Annotated in this window: 11 protein-coding genes and 2 pseudogenes; 4 read left to right on the top strand and 9 right to left on the bottom strand. The window is 56.9% G+C overall.

What is annotated here, in order from left to right:
* Positions 1-25 precede the first annotated feature (25 nt).
* Complete coding sequence (locus BRA1253DRAFT_RS07915; RefSeq protein ID WP_035992998.1) at positions 26-685, bottom strand: bifunctional 2-polyprenyl-6-hydroxyphenol methylase/3-demethylubiquinol 3-O-methyltransferase UbiG; 660 nt, start codon at positions 683-685, stop codon at positions 26-28.
* Positions 686-939: 254 nt separating this feature from the next.
* On the bottom strand, positions 940-2388 hold the full coding sequence (locus BRA1253DRAFT_RS07910) for a glycosyltransferase family 4 protein (RefSeq protein ID WP_007592859.1): 1449 nt from the start codon (positions 2386-2388) through the stop codon (positions 940-942).
* A gap of 246 nt (positions 2389-2634) precedes the next feature.
* Between BRA1253DRAFT_RS07910 and BRA1253DRAFT_RS41235 the strand changes: the two genes are divergently transcribed.
* The gene (locus BRA1253DRAFT_RS41235; protein WP_007592857.1) at positions 2635-3624 is read left to right on the top strand and encodes a glycosyltransferase family 2 protein; all 990 of its coding nucleotides are present in this window, start codon (positions 2635-2637) and stop codon (positions 3622-3624) included.
* 139 nt (positions 3625-3763) lie between these two features.
* Here the strand turns inward: BRA1253DRAFT_RS41235 and BRA1253DRAFT_RS07905 are convergent.
* From BRA1253DRAFT_RS07905 to BRA1253DRAFT_RS07875, 7 genes and pseudogenes are all read right to left on the bottom strand, one after another.
* Positions 3764-4252: pseudogene (locus tag BRA1253DRAFT_RS07905) on the bottom strand (IS5/IS1182 family transposase); the annotation flags it as partial.
* Between the two features lie 59 nt (positions 4253-4311).
* Entirely contained in the window at positions 4312-5508 is a 1197-nt protein-coding gene (locus BRA1253DRAFT_RS07900) for a DegT/DnrJ/EryC1/StrS aminotransferase family protein (protein WP_007592853.1), read from the bottom strand.
* Positions 5448-6449, bottom strand: coding sequence for an NAD-dependent epimerase/dehydratase family protein (locus BRA1253DRAFT_RS07895; protein WP_007592851.1), 1002 nt, complete (start codon positions 6447-6449; stop codon positions 5448-5450). The genes BRA1253DRAFT_RS07900 and BRA1253DRAFT_RS07895 overlap by 61 nt, the downstream gene beginning before the upstream one ends.
* Positions 6446-7615 carry a DegT/DnrJ/EryC1/StrS aminotransferase family protein gene (locus tag BRA1253DRAFT_RS07890; protein WP_007592850.1) on the bottom strand — a complete coding sequence of 390 codons (1170 nt, stop codon included), beginning with the start codon at positions 7613-7615 and terminating at the stop codon, positions 6446-6448. The genes BRA1253DRAFT_RS07895 and BRA1253DRAFT_RS07890 overlap by 4 nt, the downstream gene beginning before the upstream one ends.
* A gap of 143 nt (positions 7616-7758) precedes the next feature.
* Positions 7759-7989: pseudogene (locus tag BRA1253DRAFT_RS46155) on the bottom strand (DapH/DapD/GlmU-related protein); the annotation flags it as partial.
* Between the two features lie 247 nt (positions 7990-8236).
* Complete coding sequence (locus BRA1253DRAFT_RS07880) at positions 8237-9712, bottom strand: oligosaccharide flippase family protein (protein WP_007592848.1); 1476 nt, start codon at positions 9710-9712, stop codon at positions 8237-8239.
* Between the two features lie 49 nt (positions 9713-9761).
* Positions 9762-10838 carry a Gfo/Idh/MocA family protein gene (locus BRA1253DRAFT_RS07875; RefSeq protein WP_007592847.1) on the bottom strand — a complete coding sequence of 359 codons (1077 nt, stop codon included), beginning with the start codon at positions 10836-10838 and terminating at the stop codon, positions 9762-9764.
* A 638-nt stretch (positions 10839-11476) separates the two neighbouring features.
* Here BRA1253DRAFT_RS07875 and BRA1253DRAFT_RS07870 point away from each other — a divergent pair.
* From BRA1253DRAFT_RS07870 to BRA1253DRAFT_RS07860, 3 genes are all read left to right on the top strand, one after another.
* Positions 11477-12337 (top strand): glycosyltransferase, encoded by an 861-nt coding sequence (locus BRA1253DRAFT_RS07870; protein ID WP_007592845.1) that lies wholly within the window; start codon positions 11477-11479, stop codon positions 12335-12337.
* A 182-nt stretch (positions 12338-12519) separates the two neighbouring features.
* Positions 12520-13611 (top strand): glycosyltransferase family 4 protein, encoded by a 1092-nt coding sequence (locus tag BRA1253DRAFT_RS07865; RefSeq protein ID WP_245285877.1) that lies wholly within the window; start codon positions 12520-12522, stop codon positions 13609-13611.
* Positions 13608-14333 (top strand): polysaccharide deacetylase family protein, encoded by a 726-nt coding sequence (locus BRA1253DRAFT_RS07860; protein ID WP_007592842.1) that lies wholly within the window; start codon positions 13608-13610, stop codon positions 14331-14333. The genes BRA1253DRAFT_RS07865 and BRA1253DRAFT_RS07860 overlap by 4 nt, the downstream gene beginning before the upstream one ends.
* Positions 14334-15116 lie beyond the last annotated feature (783 nt).

The raw sequence follows: 15116 nt of genomic DNA, 5'->3' as shown, positions 1-15116 counted from the left end.
GTTTCTCTTGCGCTGCCCGTCACCGTCAGTCAGCCACCTTCCATTGAATTTTTTGTTGTACGAAATCGCGATCGCTCAACTGACCGAGCATCAGATATTGCCTCGCCAGATAATGCTGCAATAAGCCGAAGCTGAGAGAATTGAAGATCTTCCCTCTTCGCTCCATTCCGCAGATAAGGGCATCTGTGACATTCAGGTGTGCGTCGTTGAGAAGCCTAATGGCCGTATCTTCCACGAAAAATTTAAGGTGAGTGCGATCCAAAATGCCCGCCTCCCGATAGTCGAAGCGACGTCGCAGCAGAAGGGGTATAGAAACGCTAAAATGAGCTATATTAGGAACTGAAACGATCACTCGGCCTCCCGGATTTAGTACCTTTGCTAGATTTTGAAGGGTCGCGCGTGGATCAGGAAGATGTTCGAGAACATCAAGCAAAAGGATGAGGTCGTAGCTCTTGAGCTGTGCGAAGATTTGATCAACGGGACCAATGATCGCCAAGTCCGCATTCAGCATCAACTCATCCAACAAGGCTGGATTTATCTCGACCGCAGTGGTTTCTGCCTTTGGGTAAAACTCCTTCAGCCATCTTAGCGTGGCGCCGGCCCCGGCTCCGACCTCAAGTATACTGGTAGATTGCTTCGGCAAAAGCGGCTCAATGTCACGTCGAATCCAGTGGTAATAGTCCATTTCCTTAGTCACTCCAGACTGCCCATTTCGAGATCAACATTGATGGCGACTTGAATGATATTACGCATTCTTGACGCGGCCGACAATGCAGCTTGCCTTAGCCCCAAGATCGTCCAAGGATGGAGCAATGCTTCATCTGTGAAGCGGGGTTGGTTTACGAAAGAACAAATTATCGCGTCCTGCGAGAGCAGGGAGCTGGGGGGAAGACGGGGGACGTGCGTTAAACCAGCTGCCGTGCTGCTCTCTTGGCGTTCTCAATTCTTCGTGGAGCAAACTGGCAACGTCGCATGTAGGAGGACCTCAGCATGACGTTTCGCGCAAGAGTTTGCGTTGAATTGCTCGTTGAAACTGTCGGACAAGCGGCAGCGTATCGCTGACCATTCGTGTCGGTGTGCGACGATAGCGTTCATCGCGCAAACTAGCTCAGATTTGTTCGGCTGCGGCCGAAATCGCATGAGGCCCGCAGTCTCCCAATTCGCTTTTTCGGGACTGCCGAGAGGATTGGCGACCACAAAACCTCGACTTCCGTCTGTGCCAACCTGCTCGCGGGCGCCACCCACCTCGCTTATGACGACAGGTAGACCCGCGCTTAGTGCTTCCATGCAGGCAAGCGACCATCCCTCGAAGAATGAATTCAGAACAAAAGAGTCGGCGGCGGCGAGCAAGGTAGAGGGATTCGCAAATGAATGCCTAAGGTGAATCCGGGCTCTACTAGGCAACTTGTCACGGAGTACACAAACCTGACGCGTGTACATGACGTCGTCCAAGCGACCGGCTATCAGCAGATGCACGTTTGGATTGATCCTTGCCACCTCGGCGAACGCATCTACCAAGCCATATGAATTCTTCTGCACAGTATGACGACCAAGGGTGAGGAAAAGAAACTCCTCTTTAAGGCCTAGCCAAGCCCGAGCTCTTGAGCGATCTCCAAGAGGGCGATGCGTGTCGTTAAACGCGTTGGGGATGGTGGTAATCGCGTGGCCCGGAAAAGAAGGGTTGCCTGCAAGGTACTGTCGTCTGACGAAATCGCTGACTGCGACAAAAGATGTGATGAATTTCGACCTCCGACTCTCATGTTTCCAGTCGGTACTTATGGGAGTTGGAATCCCGTGCAGCGTCTCGACAACGGGAATGCGGGCATCCGCCGCCGCTTCCAAGATCCACATAGGGGGATCATGCGCACTGATGACATCTGGACGGTTCGCGCGCAACCACCGACAACCATCGATCGGCGATGTTACGAGAACAGTCGTTCCCTCCTTCTGCAACGTTTCGGACAATTGTCCAACGTAGGATGGCGAGGTTGTATTCGCGCACATCACAGTAACGCGGAATGCCAACGCGGGGAGTCGTCGCGCTAGAAAGGCGACGAATTCATCAATGCCTCCGGCGTCGAGCACTGGAGTAACAATCAGGCAATGCACGCAGTCGGATGGCACGTGGCGTTCAGCCGAAGACAACAATGCACCGGTTGGAATTGAGGGTGGCTCGTCCGGAGCGCTTGGCTCGGCCTCGCTATCGTATGGCACGAGCGGCTTCGCCCAATCATCGATAAGCCCGTCGTCTGCCCGAGCCAATTCGCCGCGGATCATCAATTCTTTTGCCGCACGTCTTACGGCGCGCGGTAGGCGCCACGAATTTCGTTGCGCCCACAGCGCTACGCGTCCGCGAGAAGAAAAGTCGCTCTGGCTGGAACTGGTCATGCCCTCTTATTTTTTAAGCTGTGCTCCAAAAGAGCAATTTCGATACTGATTGATTGAGATTGATTGAGCTCGGCGCGCAAGATCATCTTTACTCGGAATTTCGTTAGCAAAAAAACGTCCTTTATTTAAAAGGCGATTCAAATGATAATATAGGTTGATAATGAAGTAAAAGGTATTTTATAAATCGTTTCTGAGGGTCTGGGACAGTCACGATAGCGAAGTGTGTCTCGCGGAGAAGCATAGTTCATGAGTTCCGTAGACGTAGTTGTTCCCTGTTATCTCTACGGGCGCTTCCTGCGGGAATGCGTCGAGAGCATTCTAACGCAATCGGGGCCCACCTTACGGGTGCTAATTATCGATGACGCTTCGCCAGATGACACGGCGGAAGTAGCGGGGGCTTTGGTTCGGGCTGATTCGCGTGTCAGTTTTCGCAGACATGCCTCGAATCGAGGTCACATCGCGACCTACAATGAAGGCATCGCCTGGGCATCAGCCGAGTACATGGCTCTCCTGTCTGCGGACGATTTTCTGGCGCCGGGTGCACTTCAAAGGGCGGCGGAATTTATGGATTGTCACTCGTCCGTCGGTTTCACGTTTGGTGGAGCGATTGCGCTTGAAGACGGTAAGATGCGACCCTTGGCAGTTGCGTCGGAGTTACGTCGTGGAACGCGCGTATTGCCCGGACTAGAGTTTATTAAGCTCGGTCGCGCGAGAAACATCGTGCTGGCGCCAAGCGTAGTGGTCAGAACGAGCTTGCAGAAGAAAATTGGCGGATATTTATCGGAATTAACTCACAGCGGCGATATGGAGATGTGGCTGCGGTTCGCCGCGCACGGTGACGTCGGCTTCATCGATGAGATTCAGGCCGTATATCGCCGGCATCCAACCAATATGTCACACGGGTACTCGCCCGAAGAAGATCTCCTCCAACGGAAAGCGGCGTTCGACCATTTCCTGAGTGCTTGCAGTGCGGTGATTCCAAATATTCATTACCTTTGCATCTGGTTGACCAGACAACTAGCGCTCGACGCGATCGGCTGCGCGAGCCGCGCCTTCAATGAAGGGAACATTGAACTCTCAGCACGCCTTTCTGATCTCGCGTTAGACCTTGATCCTCGGGTTGGAAGATCGCGTCGTTGGTGGTCTCTCGCTTGCAAGCGGCGGCTTGGTCTGCGTCGATGGGAACTGATTCGACCCGCCGTTGATCGGTTAAGGGGTTTGTCCGCAAGTTTATGACTTGTCTCATCGCGTCGCCTTCATCTCGCGTGTTGCCTGAATAACCAGTCGTCCGTTAGGAAACCGATTTGAGCAGTGAGCGGTCACTGATGGCAGCGATGAGGGTGGTCAGGAAGAAGCGCGAAAGAGTGCTTGGTCAGGCGACGATCGGTCGGAAATTATGGCCGATGGCGGAGAGAATGACGTTAGCGGCATCGCCGGCGCGAGATAGCAACGGCCGAGGTGACCTTCCGACTTCAGGTGACCGATGACGGGCTCGATGGCGGAGCGGCGGCGCAGCTCGCGCATGATGATACCGAAGACCCTGCGCTTCTGGCCGGAGATGAAGATACGATGCGGGTTGTGCGGGTCATGGCCGCGGTATCCTTTGTCGACATAGGCCCGCTCGATCGCACAGCCGTGCGGTCGATGGCGTCCCGCAGCGTATGACAAGAGCTTGGCATCATCGGTCGGAAAGGTGATGGCCTTCGGCTGCACCGTGGTATCGCCCGTGACCCGGGTCTTGGCTGCGGAGCGCGCCGGCCTCGTGCGCCACCCGCAGGCTATCGGCCAGCAGCTTCTCGCCGAGTCGCTTGCGCCAGTGGCTCAGATCCAAGCGCTCGCGCGGGAATGCGTGTTGGAAGAACTCAACCAAGTTTGAGCAGAGTTTAATAACAGCCCCCGATAAATCCTGGGAATGAGCAGCGATCATCGGCGTAGGACCGTTCTGAGAGCGTCGGCCACATAAATCACATCGTCCTCGGTCATTTGCGCGTAGATCGGGAGTAGGATCGAATGATCCTGCGCAAGCTCCGATTGGTGCAGCTTATGACGCGGTTTCTCGGCCGTATAGGCCGTTTCGCGGTGTGCGCACATGATGCCACGGCGTGTCGCAATACCTCGATCGAGCAGTGTCTGCATCAGCGCTTTCTGATCCAGCCTATTCGGCAGACGCACGCAATAGCTCTGCCAGTTGGACCTGGCCCACTCGGGCTCTGCGGGGAGCCGCAGCCCCTCGAAACTCCCAAGTAGCTCGGCGTATCTGGCAGCGACGGCGCGGCGTCGCGTCACCAGCTCCGAAAGCCGCTCGAGCTGTTTGCGCCCAACCGCCGCCTGGATGTCGGTCATCCGGTAATTGTACCCCACGACGAGATAGTCTTCGAAAATGATGCGGGGCGAGTCATGCCGTACCGTATCGGGAACGCTCATGCCGTGTTGGCGCAGCAGCCGGAACCTGCGGTCAAGCTCTGGATCTGCGGTGGTGAGCATCCCGCCCTCGCCAGTCGTGATCACTTTGCGCGGGTGAAAGGAGAAGCAGGCGATGCGGCCGTGCGGCTTGCCAATCCGCTCCCAGTCTCCATTGACCTGAATCTGGCTTCCGGCGGCACAGGCGGCATCTTCGATCAGTGGGACGCCATGCCGATCCGCGAGGACCGTAAGCGCCGCCAGATCGCACGGCATGCCCATTTGATGAACCGTGATGATCGCGCGCGTGCGCGGCGTAATGGCTTCCGTCGCGCGGGCGGCATCGATGTTGTAGGTCTCCGGGTCAATATCCACAAAGACAGGGGTGGCGCCCTGGTACCGAACGGAGTTGGCCGTTGCAATGAACGAATGGCTCGGTGTGATCACCTCGTCGCCGGGGCCGATGTCGAGCGCCGCCAGCGCCACCTGCAGGGCTGTCGTGCAATTTGATACGGCGCATGCGAAGGGAGCGCCGACCAGAGTGGCGAATTCGTGTTCGAAGGCGGAGACTTGCGGACCTTGCGACACCCAGCCGGACAGGACGGCGGCGCGCGCCGCGTCGGCCTCTTCATCGGCCAGGAGCGGCATTGCGATCGGAATCACGATGCAGCCAACTGTCGCGGACTGACGGCAGTGGTTCCGCGTTCGGCGCGCCACCATTTTACGAGCTCCGCCAGGCCCTGCTCAAGCGTAGTGGTCGCCCGAAATCCCAGCAAGCGCTCCGCCTTTCCGGTCGACGCGAGCCGACGCGGCACCGGATTGATCGAACGCTCTGGCGCGAACTCCAAGCCTATTCCTTGTCGTCCCATCACCGACGCGAGGGCTTGAGCGAGCTGCACCAAGCTCGTCTCGGTGCCGCTGCCCACGTTGAACACCTCGTCCGTCACCTTTGCCCTCGCCGCGAGAATATTGGCGCGGGCGACGTCGCGGACATGCACGAAATCCATGGTATGGCGGCCCTCACCGAAGATAACCGGTGGCAGACCGGCTTCGAGCCGCTCCATCCAGCGGATCAGCACCTCGGTGTAGCGCCCGTGAATGTCCATGCGGCTACCATAGACGTTGAAATAGCGGAACGCCACATAGTCAAGGCCGTACATGTCGTTGCACGCGCGCAGCAGCCCTTCGTTGAAGGCCTTTGCGGCGCCGTAAAGAGTTCGGTTCTCGTACGGATTCTGCCGCTCCGTCGTGGGAAACTCCTCCGCCATGCCATAGACAGACGCCGAGGAGGCGGCGATCACCTTCTCGACGTCATGCTTGATACAGAGTTCAAGCAGGTCGAACGTGGCATCCACCATGACTTCCTTGGCCAGACGGGGCTCGCTGGCGCAGTGCGTGATGCGCAGTGCAGCCTGGTGAAATACAATATCGGCCGCCTTGACCAGCGCGCCCATCAGCTTGCCATCGCGTATGTCGCCCTGGACCAGCCGCACCGGCCCGCGTCCCAGCGCCCGGCGGAGATTCTCCGGCCGACCTCTGACCATATTGTCGAGAGCGACGATTTCGATGCAGCCCTCGTCGCACAACAGGTCAGTGATATGGGAGCCGATAAATCCCGCACCGCCAGTGACCAGAATGCGTTTGCCCTTGAGATCGATCAACTTGCCCTCCTGTTGTTGGGCCTTGCCAGAATTTCGTCCCGTTCGCCGTCAATCGGCCGGGCGAACCCCAGGGGCGACACCGTCTTCAGCTTGGAAACGATTTCGGCCACCTGCTCCGGCAACAGCTCCGGATAAATGGGGAGCGAGAGGAACTCGTTCGCAAGCCTCTCGGTAACGGGAAGATCGCCCAGACCATAGCCGAGCTCCGCGTATGCTTTCTGCAGATGCACCGGAACGGGATAATGGATAGCGGCGCCAATACCGGCGCCGTGCAGGGCGCTCAGTGCTTCATCGCGGCGCGACAGCCTGACGGCATAAACGTGATAGACATGGCGGCTGTACCAAGGCGGCAGAGGACGAGCGGGTGAAAGACTCGACAGCAACCGATCGTACTCTGCGGCGATTGACCGGCGCGCCTCTGTCCAAGCTTCAATGTAGTCCATCTTGACATTCAGCACCGCGCCCTGAATGCCGTCCATGCGGTAGTTATAGCCGGCGATGACATGATTGTATTTGGTCTCTTGGCCCCAGTCGCGCAGCAGTGAGACGCGACGCGCAAGATCGGGCCGATCCGTCAGGACTGCCCCGCCTTCGCCAAACGCGCCGAGATTCTTGCCTGGATAGAAGCTGAAGCAGCCCAGATCGCCGATCGAACCAGCGCGGCGCCCCTTGTATTCGGCGCCATGCGCCTGCGCGGCGTCTTCGATGACAAGGAGACCATGCCGTCGAGCAATCGACATGATCGGATCCATGTCCGCCATCAGTCCGTGAAGATGAACCGGCAGGATCGCCTTCGTCCGCGGCGTGATCGCGGCTTCGATGGAGGCCGGATTCATCGTCCATGTCACTGGATCAACGTCGACGAAAACCGGTTTGGCCCCGCTGTAGAGAATTGCGGCGGTCGTCGCGACGAACGTCATCGAGACAGTGATGACCTCGTCGCCCGGTCCGATACCGGCTGCGAGCAGCGCAAGATGGAGGGCCGAAGTGCCGCTGTTTACCGCATGGCAATGAGCGACCTTGCAATAATCCGCAAAGCGTTCTTCGAAAGCAGCAACCTCCGGACCGAGCACAAATTGCGCACTCCCGATGGCCCGCGCCACAGCGGCATCAATTTCAGGCTTGATCTGACGGTACTGGGCTTTCAAATCCAAGAAAGGTATCAAGTTACGAACCTTTTTGCTGTGTATTTAATAACATTTAAAGTGCATTATTCTTATTAAACCAATTCAAAGGAAAAAACAATGAAAAAGGCTATAAAGGATTAAGCGGAACTGCTGGCGCTCGTGGAGCCATTCAGAGTCGAAATGACCCGGGCTGGTACCCCGGCGACAATCGCGCCCGGCGGGACATCCATCGTCACGACCGCGCCAGCGCCGATGATAGCGCCGGCACCTACGGTCACTCCGCACAAGACCGTCGCGTTCGATCCAATCGATGCTCCCTTGCCAACATGGGTGTGCTGCACTGTCCAATCGGCCGCCCCCTGAGGCCGGCCCTCCGCCGTGGTCGCCCTAGGATATTTGTCATTGGTGAACATGACGCCGTGCCCGACGAAGACCTCGTCCTCGATCGTGACGCCTTCGCAGACGAAGCTATGCGAGGATATTTTGCAACGTGCACCGATCGCTGCCCCGATCTGGATCTCGACGAAAGTCCCGATCCTGGTCTCGTCGCCGATCGTGCAGCCATAGAGGTTGACCAGATCGGGATGGAAGATCTTCACGTCGCTGCCGAGCTTTACGTCTTCAATGGGCATCGCCGCCTCCCAAATAGCCAGAACACTGTTACAGCGCCGAGCGCGATGGTCGCAGTTTTGGCGCAATGCGGATCAGCCCCGCTGCAGCGAGATGAAGTTGATGCAGCAGCGGGTGGCCAGTCAGTAGCAGCCCCAGCCACCAGCAAACCGCCGCAGCACACAGTGCCAACACGAGACTGGCAAGAGATGGCAGCATTCCCGCTTCCGTCAGCACCGCGCAACAGGCTACGCCGAAAGCCGTCGCCGCTGTGACGAGACCGCTCTTCATCAGCGCCCGGGCTAGATCCTTCAGCCCGAAGCTTAGGTGCCGCCCAATAAAATAAACTGCGACCGCAGCCTGGAACGGCAACGTCAAAAGTGCGGATGCGGCTACAGCCTGCACACCGAAGAAGGACGCGCCTAGAATTAGGAGAAGCGACGGCGGCAGCGAGATGAAAGAGGAGATCAATGCGTCCCGGACGCTTCCAACCGCCACAAGTACCGGATAGCTCAAGCATGCCGCAAAGAGCGCCATGTTTGCGATGCAGAGCAAGCGTACGAGCGGCACGATCTCCAGCCAAGTCTGGCCGAGCCAGATCGCGATGATCGGGCGCGCCATAATCGCCACGAATATCAGGAATGGCCATTGCGCGGCGGAGAGCAGCTCAATCGACTTAAGGTAAACGGTCTTCAGGTCCTCCCCGGCTTGGCGCTTCGCGACAAGCGCCGGCATGACGACGGGGTTCAATACTTGCGTGACCAGCCTGTCAAAAACCTGGGTCAAGTTGATCGCGCGGCTATACAGACCGACGGACGCAAAGTCGAGAATTCTTGCAAGGAACAGCTGGGGGGCGAGATTGTAGAAGACGTTGATGATGCTGACCCCGCTGGAATAAAGGCCGAAGCCGACGATTTCGCGGTATTCGACGAGCGAGGGACGCAGTGCGTCAAAGTCACGATGACCAGCAAGCAACGCCAGGGCCAGAATCACGCTTCCTGCGAGGCCACCCCAGACCGGGGCCATGTAGCTGAATCCCACCAGTGCGAGTCCGATCGAGACCAGAGCAACCGCCACACCGGCTGCGAAGTTGCAAATGGCTAACGTACCGAATTTCATGTCTCGGCGCAGCAAAGCAGAAATTGTCCCGGAAAACGGTATCAGCAGAAAATTCAGCGCCGATATCTCGATGCCTCTCTTGAGATTGGCCTCGGCGAAAAGATCTGAGAGCGCGCCCGCAAGAACAAACAGGAGAAGCGCAATCGCTAGTGAGATCCCGAGCGTGATGGTGAAAGCTGCGCGAACGTTCTCTGTAGACAATTCGCGCTTCTGAATCAGATAATTTCCGCCCCCGAACTCCTGAAAGGATGCCCCGATTACCGTGGTGACGGCATTGACGACCGCATAGATACCGAATTCCGCCGGCGACAGCAGGCGAGACAGAACCGCGGTGGCGACAAAGAACAGCGCAAGGCTGCCATAGCGATCGGCCGCCGAAAACAGGATGGAACGTTGTACCGAATTCATCGCAGACCGTCGCGTTGCTGGCGGAGTAGAACGTCGTCCGCCAAAGAGTTCAGGCCGTCGCTCTCGTCTGCGCCCGGATCCCGGGCTGCTGCCGTTTCAGCAGGACCGGTTTGCCGTGCTCGGCGATCGAGCGCGATGCAGCCTCCAGGACCTCGATCACCCGCAGTCCAGACATGCCGCACGAAATCGGCGCCGCGCCGCTACGCACACAATCGACAAAGTGGTCGACTTCGATCTGAAGCGCTTCATTGGGAGAGACGTGAGGCGCCCACATATCGCCAGCTCGATATCCGATCCGCAGTTGATGGGCATTGTCGGAGGGCCCGTCGACGGTGATACCCTTATCATACACTTTGATCTTTTCGGTCGGTTCAAGATCGTCATAGACGATCATCTTCTTGCTGCCTCCGATGAACGTCTGGCGGACCTTGATCGGCGAGAGCCAGTTGACGCTCACGTGGGCCACGCATGCGCTATCGAAAAACAAAGTGATGTGGGCCATGTTTTCCGGAGAGCCGACCACATGGCATGACCCAGTAGCTGAAACCGCGACGGGCTCTTCATCCAAAATATAGTGGATGATCGAAAGGTCGTGCACGGCCAAGTCCCAGATCACGTTGACGTCGCTTTGGAATAGACCGAGGCTCGAGCGGATGCTGTCGTAGTAATAGACGTTGCCAAGCTCCTGCTTGAGCAAGAGCTCGCGGATCTTCTGCACGGCGGGTGTGTAGAGAAAGGTATGGTCGACCATCAGCGTTAGACCGCGCTCGGCCGCCTCATCGATCAGACGCCGGGCCTGATCCGAACTTTGTGCAAACGGCTTTTCCACCAGCACGTGCTTGCCGGCCTTGAGGGCCGACAGGGCAAGTTCATAGTGAGTATGAACCGGCGTTGCGATGGCGATTGCATCAACGGCTGGGTTCCTGAGAAGATCGTGATAAGAGGATGTCGTTATTATGCTTGGATACAGGCGTTTGCCAGTCTCAAGCTTCTTCGAGTCGAGGTCACTGAGGCCGACCAGGTGCACCTTGGGATGAGACGCAAAATTGCGGACGAGGTTTGGTCCCCAGTAGCCATATCCAATAACGCCGACGCCGACAGATCCATTTGACATCTCGAGTACCATTTCTCTCTATGTATGTTGGCAGCGTCTCATCTGAGTTTAGGTGAAATCAGACCTCGAATTCGATGAGAAGGCGAATGGGGAGGGGGGCTTGTCGCGTTCCGGACTGGACGCGCCCGCCGCGGGGTTGCTCGCCGAGTGGCCAAGTCGCTCTGAGGAGCGATGATTGACTGTGCCTTGTGAAAGAGCATTCAAATCGTGCAAAGTGGGTATATTCATCAGGCACTCACCCGTCTCTTTCAAAATCGACGCGCTAAAAGTATATCGTAGCAAACCGGAAAGCCATATTTAATTTTATTATTCTGCCTAATTATAAAATAATTTCGGAACGGGGCTATTCCCGTGGGAATTATGCTTCGGACCGGTAACATTTGACCTTTAGCTCTAACTGAATCTCGGTTTTCGCAGCAGTCGTCGGCGTCGGCGGGTTCGTGCGCGTGTTCGGAAGCTACTCTCCACTGCGCGGTTGATATTAATATGCAGAGCAGTCTGATTTATCGTTGATTTAAATGTGCGGCTGATTTAAACGTTCGTGGGTTGGCGGCATGTGCTCTCTTCGATGTTACGGACCGAGCGAAAAGCAGCCAAGAGGCTTGCTGCACCTGCTGCCTCACATCTGATCCATTCCGACCAGGCCAGCAATGATCTCGATCATCGTCCCAGCTCACAACGAGAGTTCTGTAATTGCTCGGCTGTTGGGCCAATGGGTCAGCAATCTGGCCTCTGACCAAATCGGCGTGGTCGTTGTTTGTAACGGGTGTACGGACGACACCGCGAACGTCGCTCGCCGCTTCGGTTCAACTGTCCAGGTTGTCGAAACCGATACCGCAAGAAAAACACACGCCCTTAACATCGGCGATCAGGTCTCGGGCGCATTTCCGCGGATGTACGCTGATGCCGATATTGTTATTACCCTCGATGCCATTCAAGCTCTCGCACGGCGCCTGGAGAAGGGTGACGTTTTGGCGGTAGCGCCAACGGCTGATATCGATCTGACGGACTGTTCCCGGCTCGTCCGCGAGTACTACGGGATTCGATCGCGGCTGCCTTCCTCGCGCGAAGGGATCGGTGGTTCCGGCGTCTACTTCTTATCCGAGGCGGGGCGCAGGAGGTTCGGGCAGTTTCCAGACGTCATTGCTGATGACATCTATGTTCGCCTTCAATTTAAAGCGGAGGAACGCGAGACGCTCTCTCACGTCAAATCGACGGTATTTCCCGCGCGCACAATCCCGCAGCTTATCGCTGTCAGAAGTCGCACCTACGCCGGGGTACTTGAAATCACCCGTCGCTTCCCCGAGCTCTCGGTGAACAGAAGCGAAACCAACGATCGAACGCTCATTCGACTATTCAGGGAACTACGCCTGTGGCCGGGATTGTTGATCTATTGCTATGTCAATATTCTTGCTCGGTTAAGAGCCGTAATTCGTTCTCGTGTCAAAGCTGCCGTGTGGCAACGAGATGGTACATCACGTCGAACGTTATCAGCTGGTTCGCACTCATGAGCTCGTCGCAAATTTAAGCAGGAAACAATGAAACGCATCTTTTTGAGAGGTGACACGTGGTCAGTTTTTGTACAAGCAGCCGATTGCAACGTCTGTCAGGGAAGAAGATGATTGAGAGCCACATTCCCGGCGGCCACTCAGCGCGGCGGATTGCATTCGCTACCATCGGCGATGCGAGCGAGGTGAAGTTCTGGTCCGGCACGCCATTTTACATGTCGAAATCCCTCGCAAACCAGGGTCACGAGGTCGTCAATATCGGACCCCTGAGCGCACCGAGCCTGCCTCTGTACAAGGCATATTCTAGACTTCGCCGTACTTTTCGCAGTCGGGGCCTCTCCCCATTCCAGGCGGGCCCTGTCGTTGCACAGTATGCAGCGGACGCAGTACGCAAAATCCGCGCCGTGTCGGCCGATATCGTCTTCGCGCCCGCCGGATCCACCTTCGCTTGGAGCGTGCCCGACGGCGTTCCCCTCGTCTATGCGTCCGATGCGACCTTTCGGCTTATTGAGGACTATCATCCCAACTATCGAAACCTGTCACGCTCGGCTCGAGAGACCTCGGAACGCCTGGAGCGGGATACAATCGCGCGTGCCGATCTGATCCTCTATCCGTCGCAATGGGCGGCCGAATCCGCCGTTAGGGATTATGGCGCCGATCCCGCGCGGGTGCACGTCGTTCCTTGGGGCGCCAACCTCAAAGCGGCGCCCGGTCGCGACTCTGTGCTTGGATGCCGGAAGCCTGGCCCGTGTCGGATGCTTCTGATCGGCGTCAACTGGAAGGAGAAGGGCGCCGACACCGCGATCGAGATCCTTGCTGAACTGAACAACAGGGGCGTGAAGACGGAACTCGTGATCTGCGGATGTACTCCGCCGGAGCCTGTCACCCAGGATGGCCTGACGATCATCCCTTACCTCGACAAAAATGATCCTGCACAGCGCAACCGGCTCGAGCAACTCTATCGCGATGCGGATTTCTTTCTGTTGCCGACGCGGGCGGACTGCTTCCCCATTGTGTTGTGCGAAGCCGCAGCCCACGGCGTGCCGAGCATTGCGCGCGCCACCGGTGGCGTGCCGTATGCCGTCCGCGAGGGGAAGACCGGCGTACTGGTGCCGCCGAACGCGACGAAGGCAGACTACGCTGGCATCATTGCGGAGATTTTTGCGAACCCGAACAGGCTGGCCAGCCTGAGACAATCGAGCCGAGAGGCTTACGAAACCCAGCTGAATTGGCAGGCCTGGGCCCGGCGTGTTTCAGACTTGATGCAAGCTCTATGATTGTCCTCAACTATCACGAACTGGTGGAAGCCTCACCTTCGAATGCGTGGTGCCTGACGCATGGAATATTCGATGCGCATCTCGCCGTTTGCGGCGACAAGCTGGTCTCACCCCAAACTTTTCTGGAGCATTGCCCCGATCCGAAAACCAGCCGCAGCGGTGCAGTCCTGCTCACGTTCGACGATGGATTTCTTTCGGACTACACGCACGTCTATGCTCGTTACCTGGAGACCAGTCGAATTCCAGGATTCATGTCCTTTATCCCGGTGGATTTTGTGGGCTCGCCTGGACGTATGAGTTGGGACATGATCGAGGAACTTGGCAGGGCCGGCGTTGTGATTGGCTCGCATGGCATGGCCCATGTCGATTTGACCACTGTCTCGGATGTCGAACTCGATCGCGAGCTTACGATGTCGAAGTCGATGCTGGAGGATCGCCTCGGGCAACAAGTTACCCTTTTCGCCTTCCCATACGGGCGCTTTTCACGACGGGTTTGGGACGCGGCTCTGAAGACGGGTTACTCGCACCTCTTTACAATCCAGCTTGGGCATCATCGCGGGTTCGAATCCTTTCTCTATTCCCGCCTTTGCCTGACGAACGACATGGATGCGAAGTACATGCGCCAGCATTTGCTTGATCCGGATGCAAAGCGCGGCTTTGCCTGGAGGATCAGCACAAGATTGGGGCTCTATCGCCAACTGATGCGCTTGCGGTATCGATAATGTCACCAGTTCAGCGAGGCGGCCAGGGCATTTTCATATCGGATGGAAATCGGTGGAAAGCATTGCAACAAGAACACCTCGTCATGTTGGAAGATCGTTGCCTTCCGTCGGCCGACTAGCGGTTCAGCCGACACGGAGGCTCAAGATCTGCCCGCTCATTGCGATTTTTGTCGTTGGCCACGCCGGTCCCTTTCTACGTCGATCCGACCCATACCGGCTAGTACTGGTAGCGACCTTCATTCCGTGTTTGCTAGCGTGGATGTCAGGTCGGGCAGGGCGGATACGGCTGCCGGACATCTTGATGCTCTTGGCAGCGATATGGCCCGTATTGGTGAGCCAACACGGCATCGATAGGGATCTGCAGTCAGGCATATCGGGTTTGCAGTCCGCAGGCATATTCGTACTAGAGACATTCGGAAGATTCCCTTTTGCAGGGCAGGGCAATAAATTCGAAATATTTGCGCGTTTCAACGCATGGTGAGATGTCTGGCACTCATGGTCGTTTTGCTCCTGCCATTCGCCGCGTACGAGACTATCTCGGGCTCGCTGGTCTTGATTGAATTGTTCGGCAAGGTATTTTCCGTTTACAGGATCGTCGATGATGAGTCACGACTGGGGCTTAGACGAGCTTAGGGTCCTTTCGAACACCAGATCCTGTTTGGTGTCGCGTGTTCAAGTGCATTCGCCTGGGATGCTCCTTACGTCTTGCTCATCTTCCTGCTCGGTAGCGGCATGTTGATGTTCGACCACAGCAACGGGATCGCTTACCGCGTACGACATTCA

The sequence above is a fragment of the Bradyrhizobium sp. WSM1253 genome, from assembly GCF_000244935.1.
GTDB classification, from domain to species: domain Bacteria; phylum Pseudomonadota; class Alphaproteobacteria; order Rhizobiales; family Xanthobacteraceae; genus Bradyrhizobium; species Bradyrhizobium canariense.
Note: the sequence above shows the minus strand (reverse complement) of the source record. Positions and strands in the feature narration are given on the sequence as shown.

Excerpts from the sequence above, each read along its gene's own strand:
- BRA1253DRAFT_RS07915 (WP_035992998.1), bottom strand. The coding sequence starts at position 685 with ATGGACTATTACCACTGGATTCGACGTGACATTGAGCCGCTTTTGCCG.
- BRA1253DRAFT_RS07910 (WP_007592859.1), bottom strand. The coding sequence starts at position 2,388 with ATGACCAGTTCCAGCCAGAGCGACTTTTCTTCTCGCGGACGCGTAGCG.
- BRA1253DRAFT_RS41235 (WP_007592857.1), top strand. The coding sequence starts at position 2,635 with ATGAGTTCCGTAGACGTAGTTGTTCCCTGTTATCTCTACGGGCGCTTC.
- BRA1253DRAFT_RS07900 (WP_007592853.1), bottom strand. The coding sequence starts at position 5,508 with ATGGTGGCGCGCCGAACGCGGAACCACTGCCGTCAGTCCGCGACAGTT.
- BRA1253DRAFT_RS07880 (WP_007592848.1), bottom strand. The coding sequence starts at position 9,712 with ATGAATTCGGTACAACGTTCCATCCTGTTTTCGGCGGCCGATCGCTAT.
- BRA1253DRAFT_RS07875 (WP_007592847.1), bottom strand. The coding sequence starts at position 10,838 with ATGGTACTCGAGATGTCAAATGGATCTGTCGGCGTCGGCGTTATTGGA.
- BRA1253DRAFT_RS07870 (WP_007592845.1), top strand. The coding sequence starts at position 11,477 with ATGATCTCGATCATCGTCCCAGCTCACAACGAGAGTTCTGTAATTGCT.
- BRA1253DRAFT_RS07860 (WP_007592842.1), top strand. The coding sequence starts at position 13,608 with ATGATTGTCCTCAACTATCACGAACTGGTGGAAGCCTCACCTTCGAAT.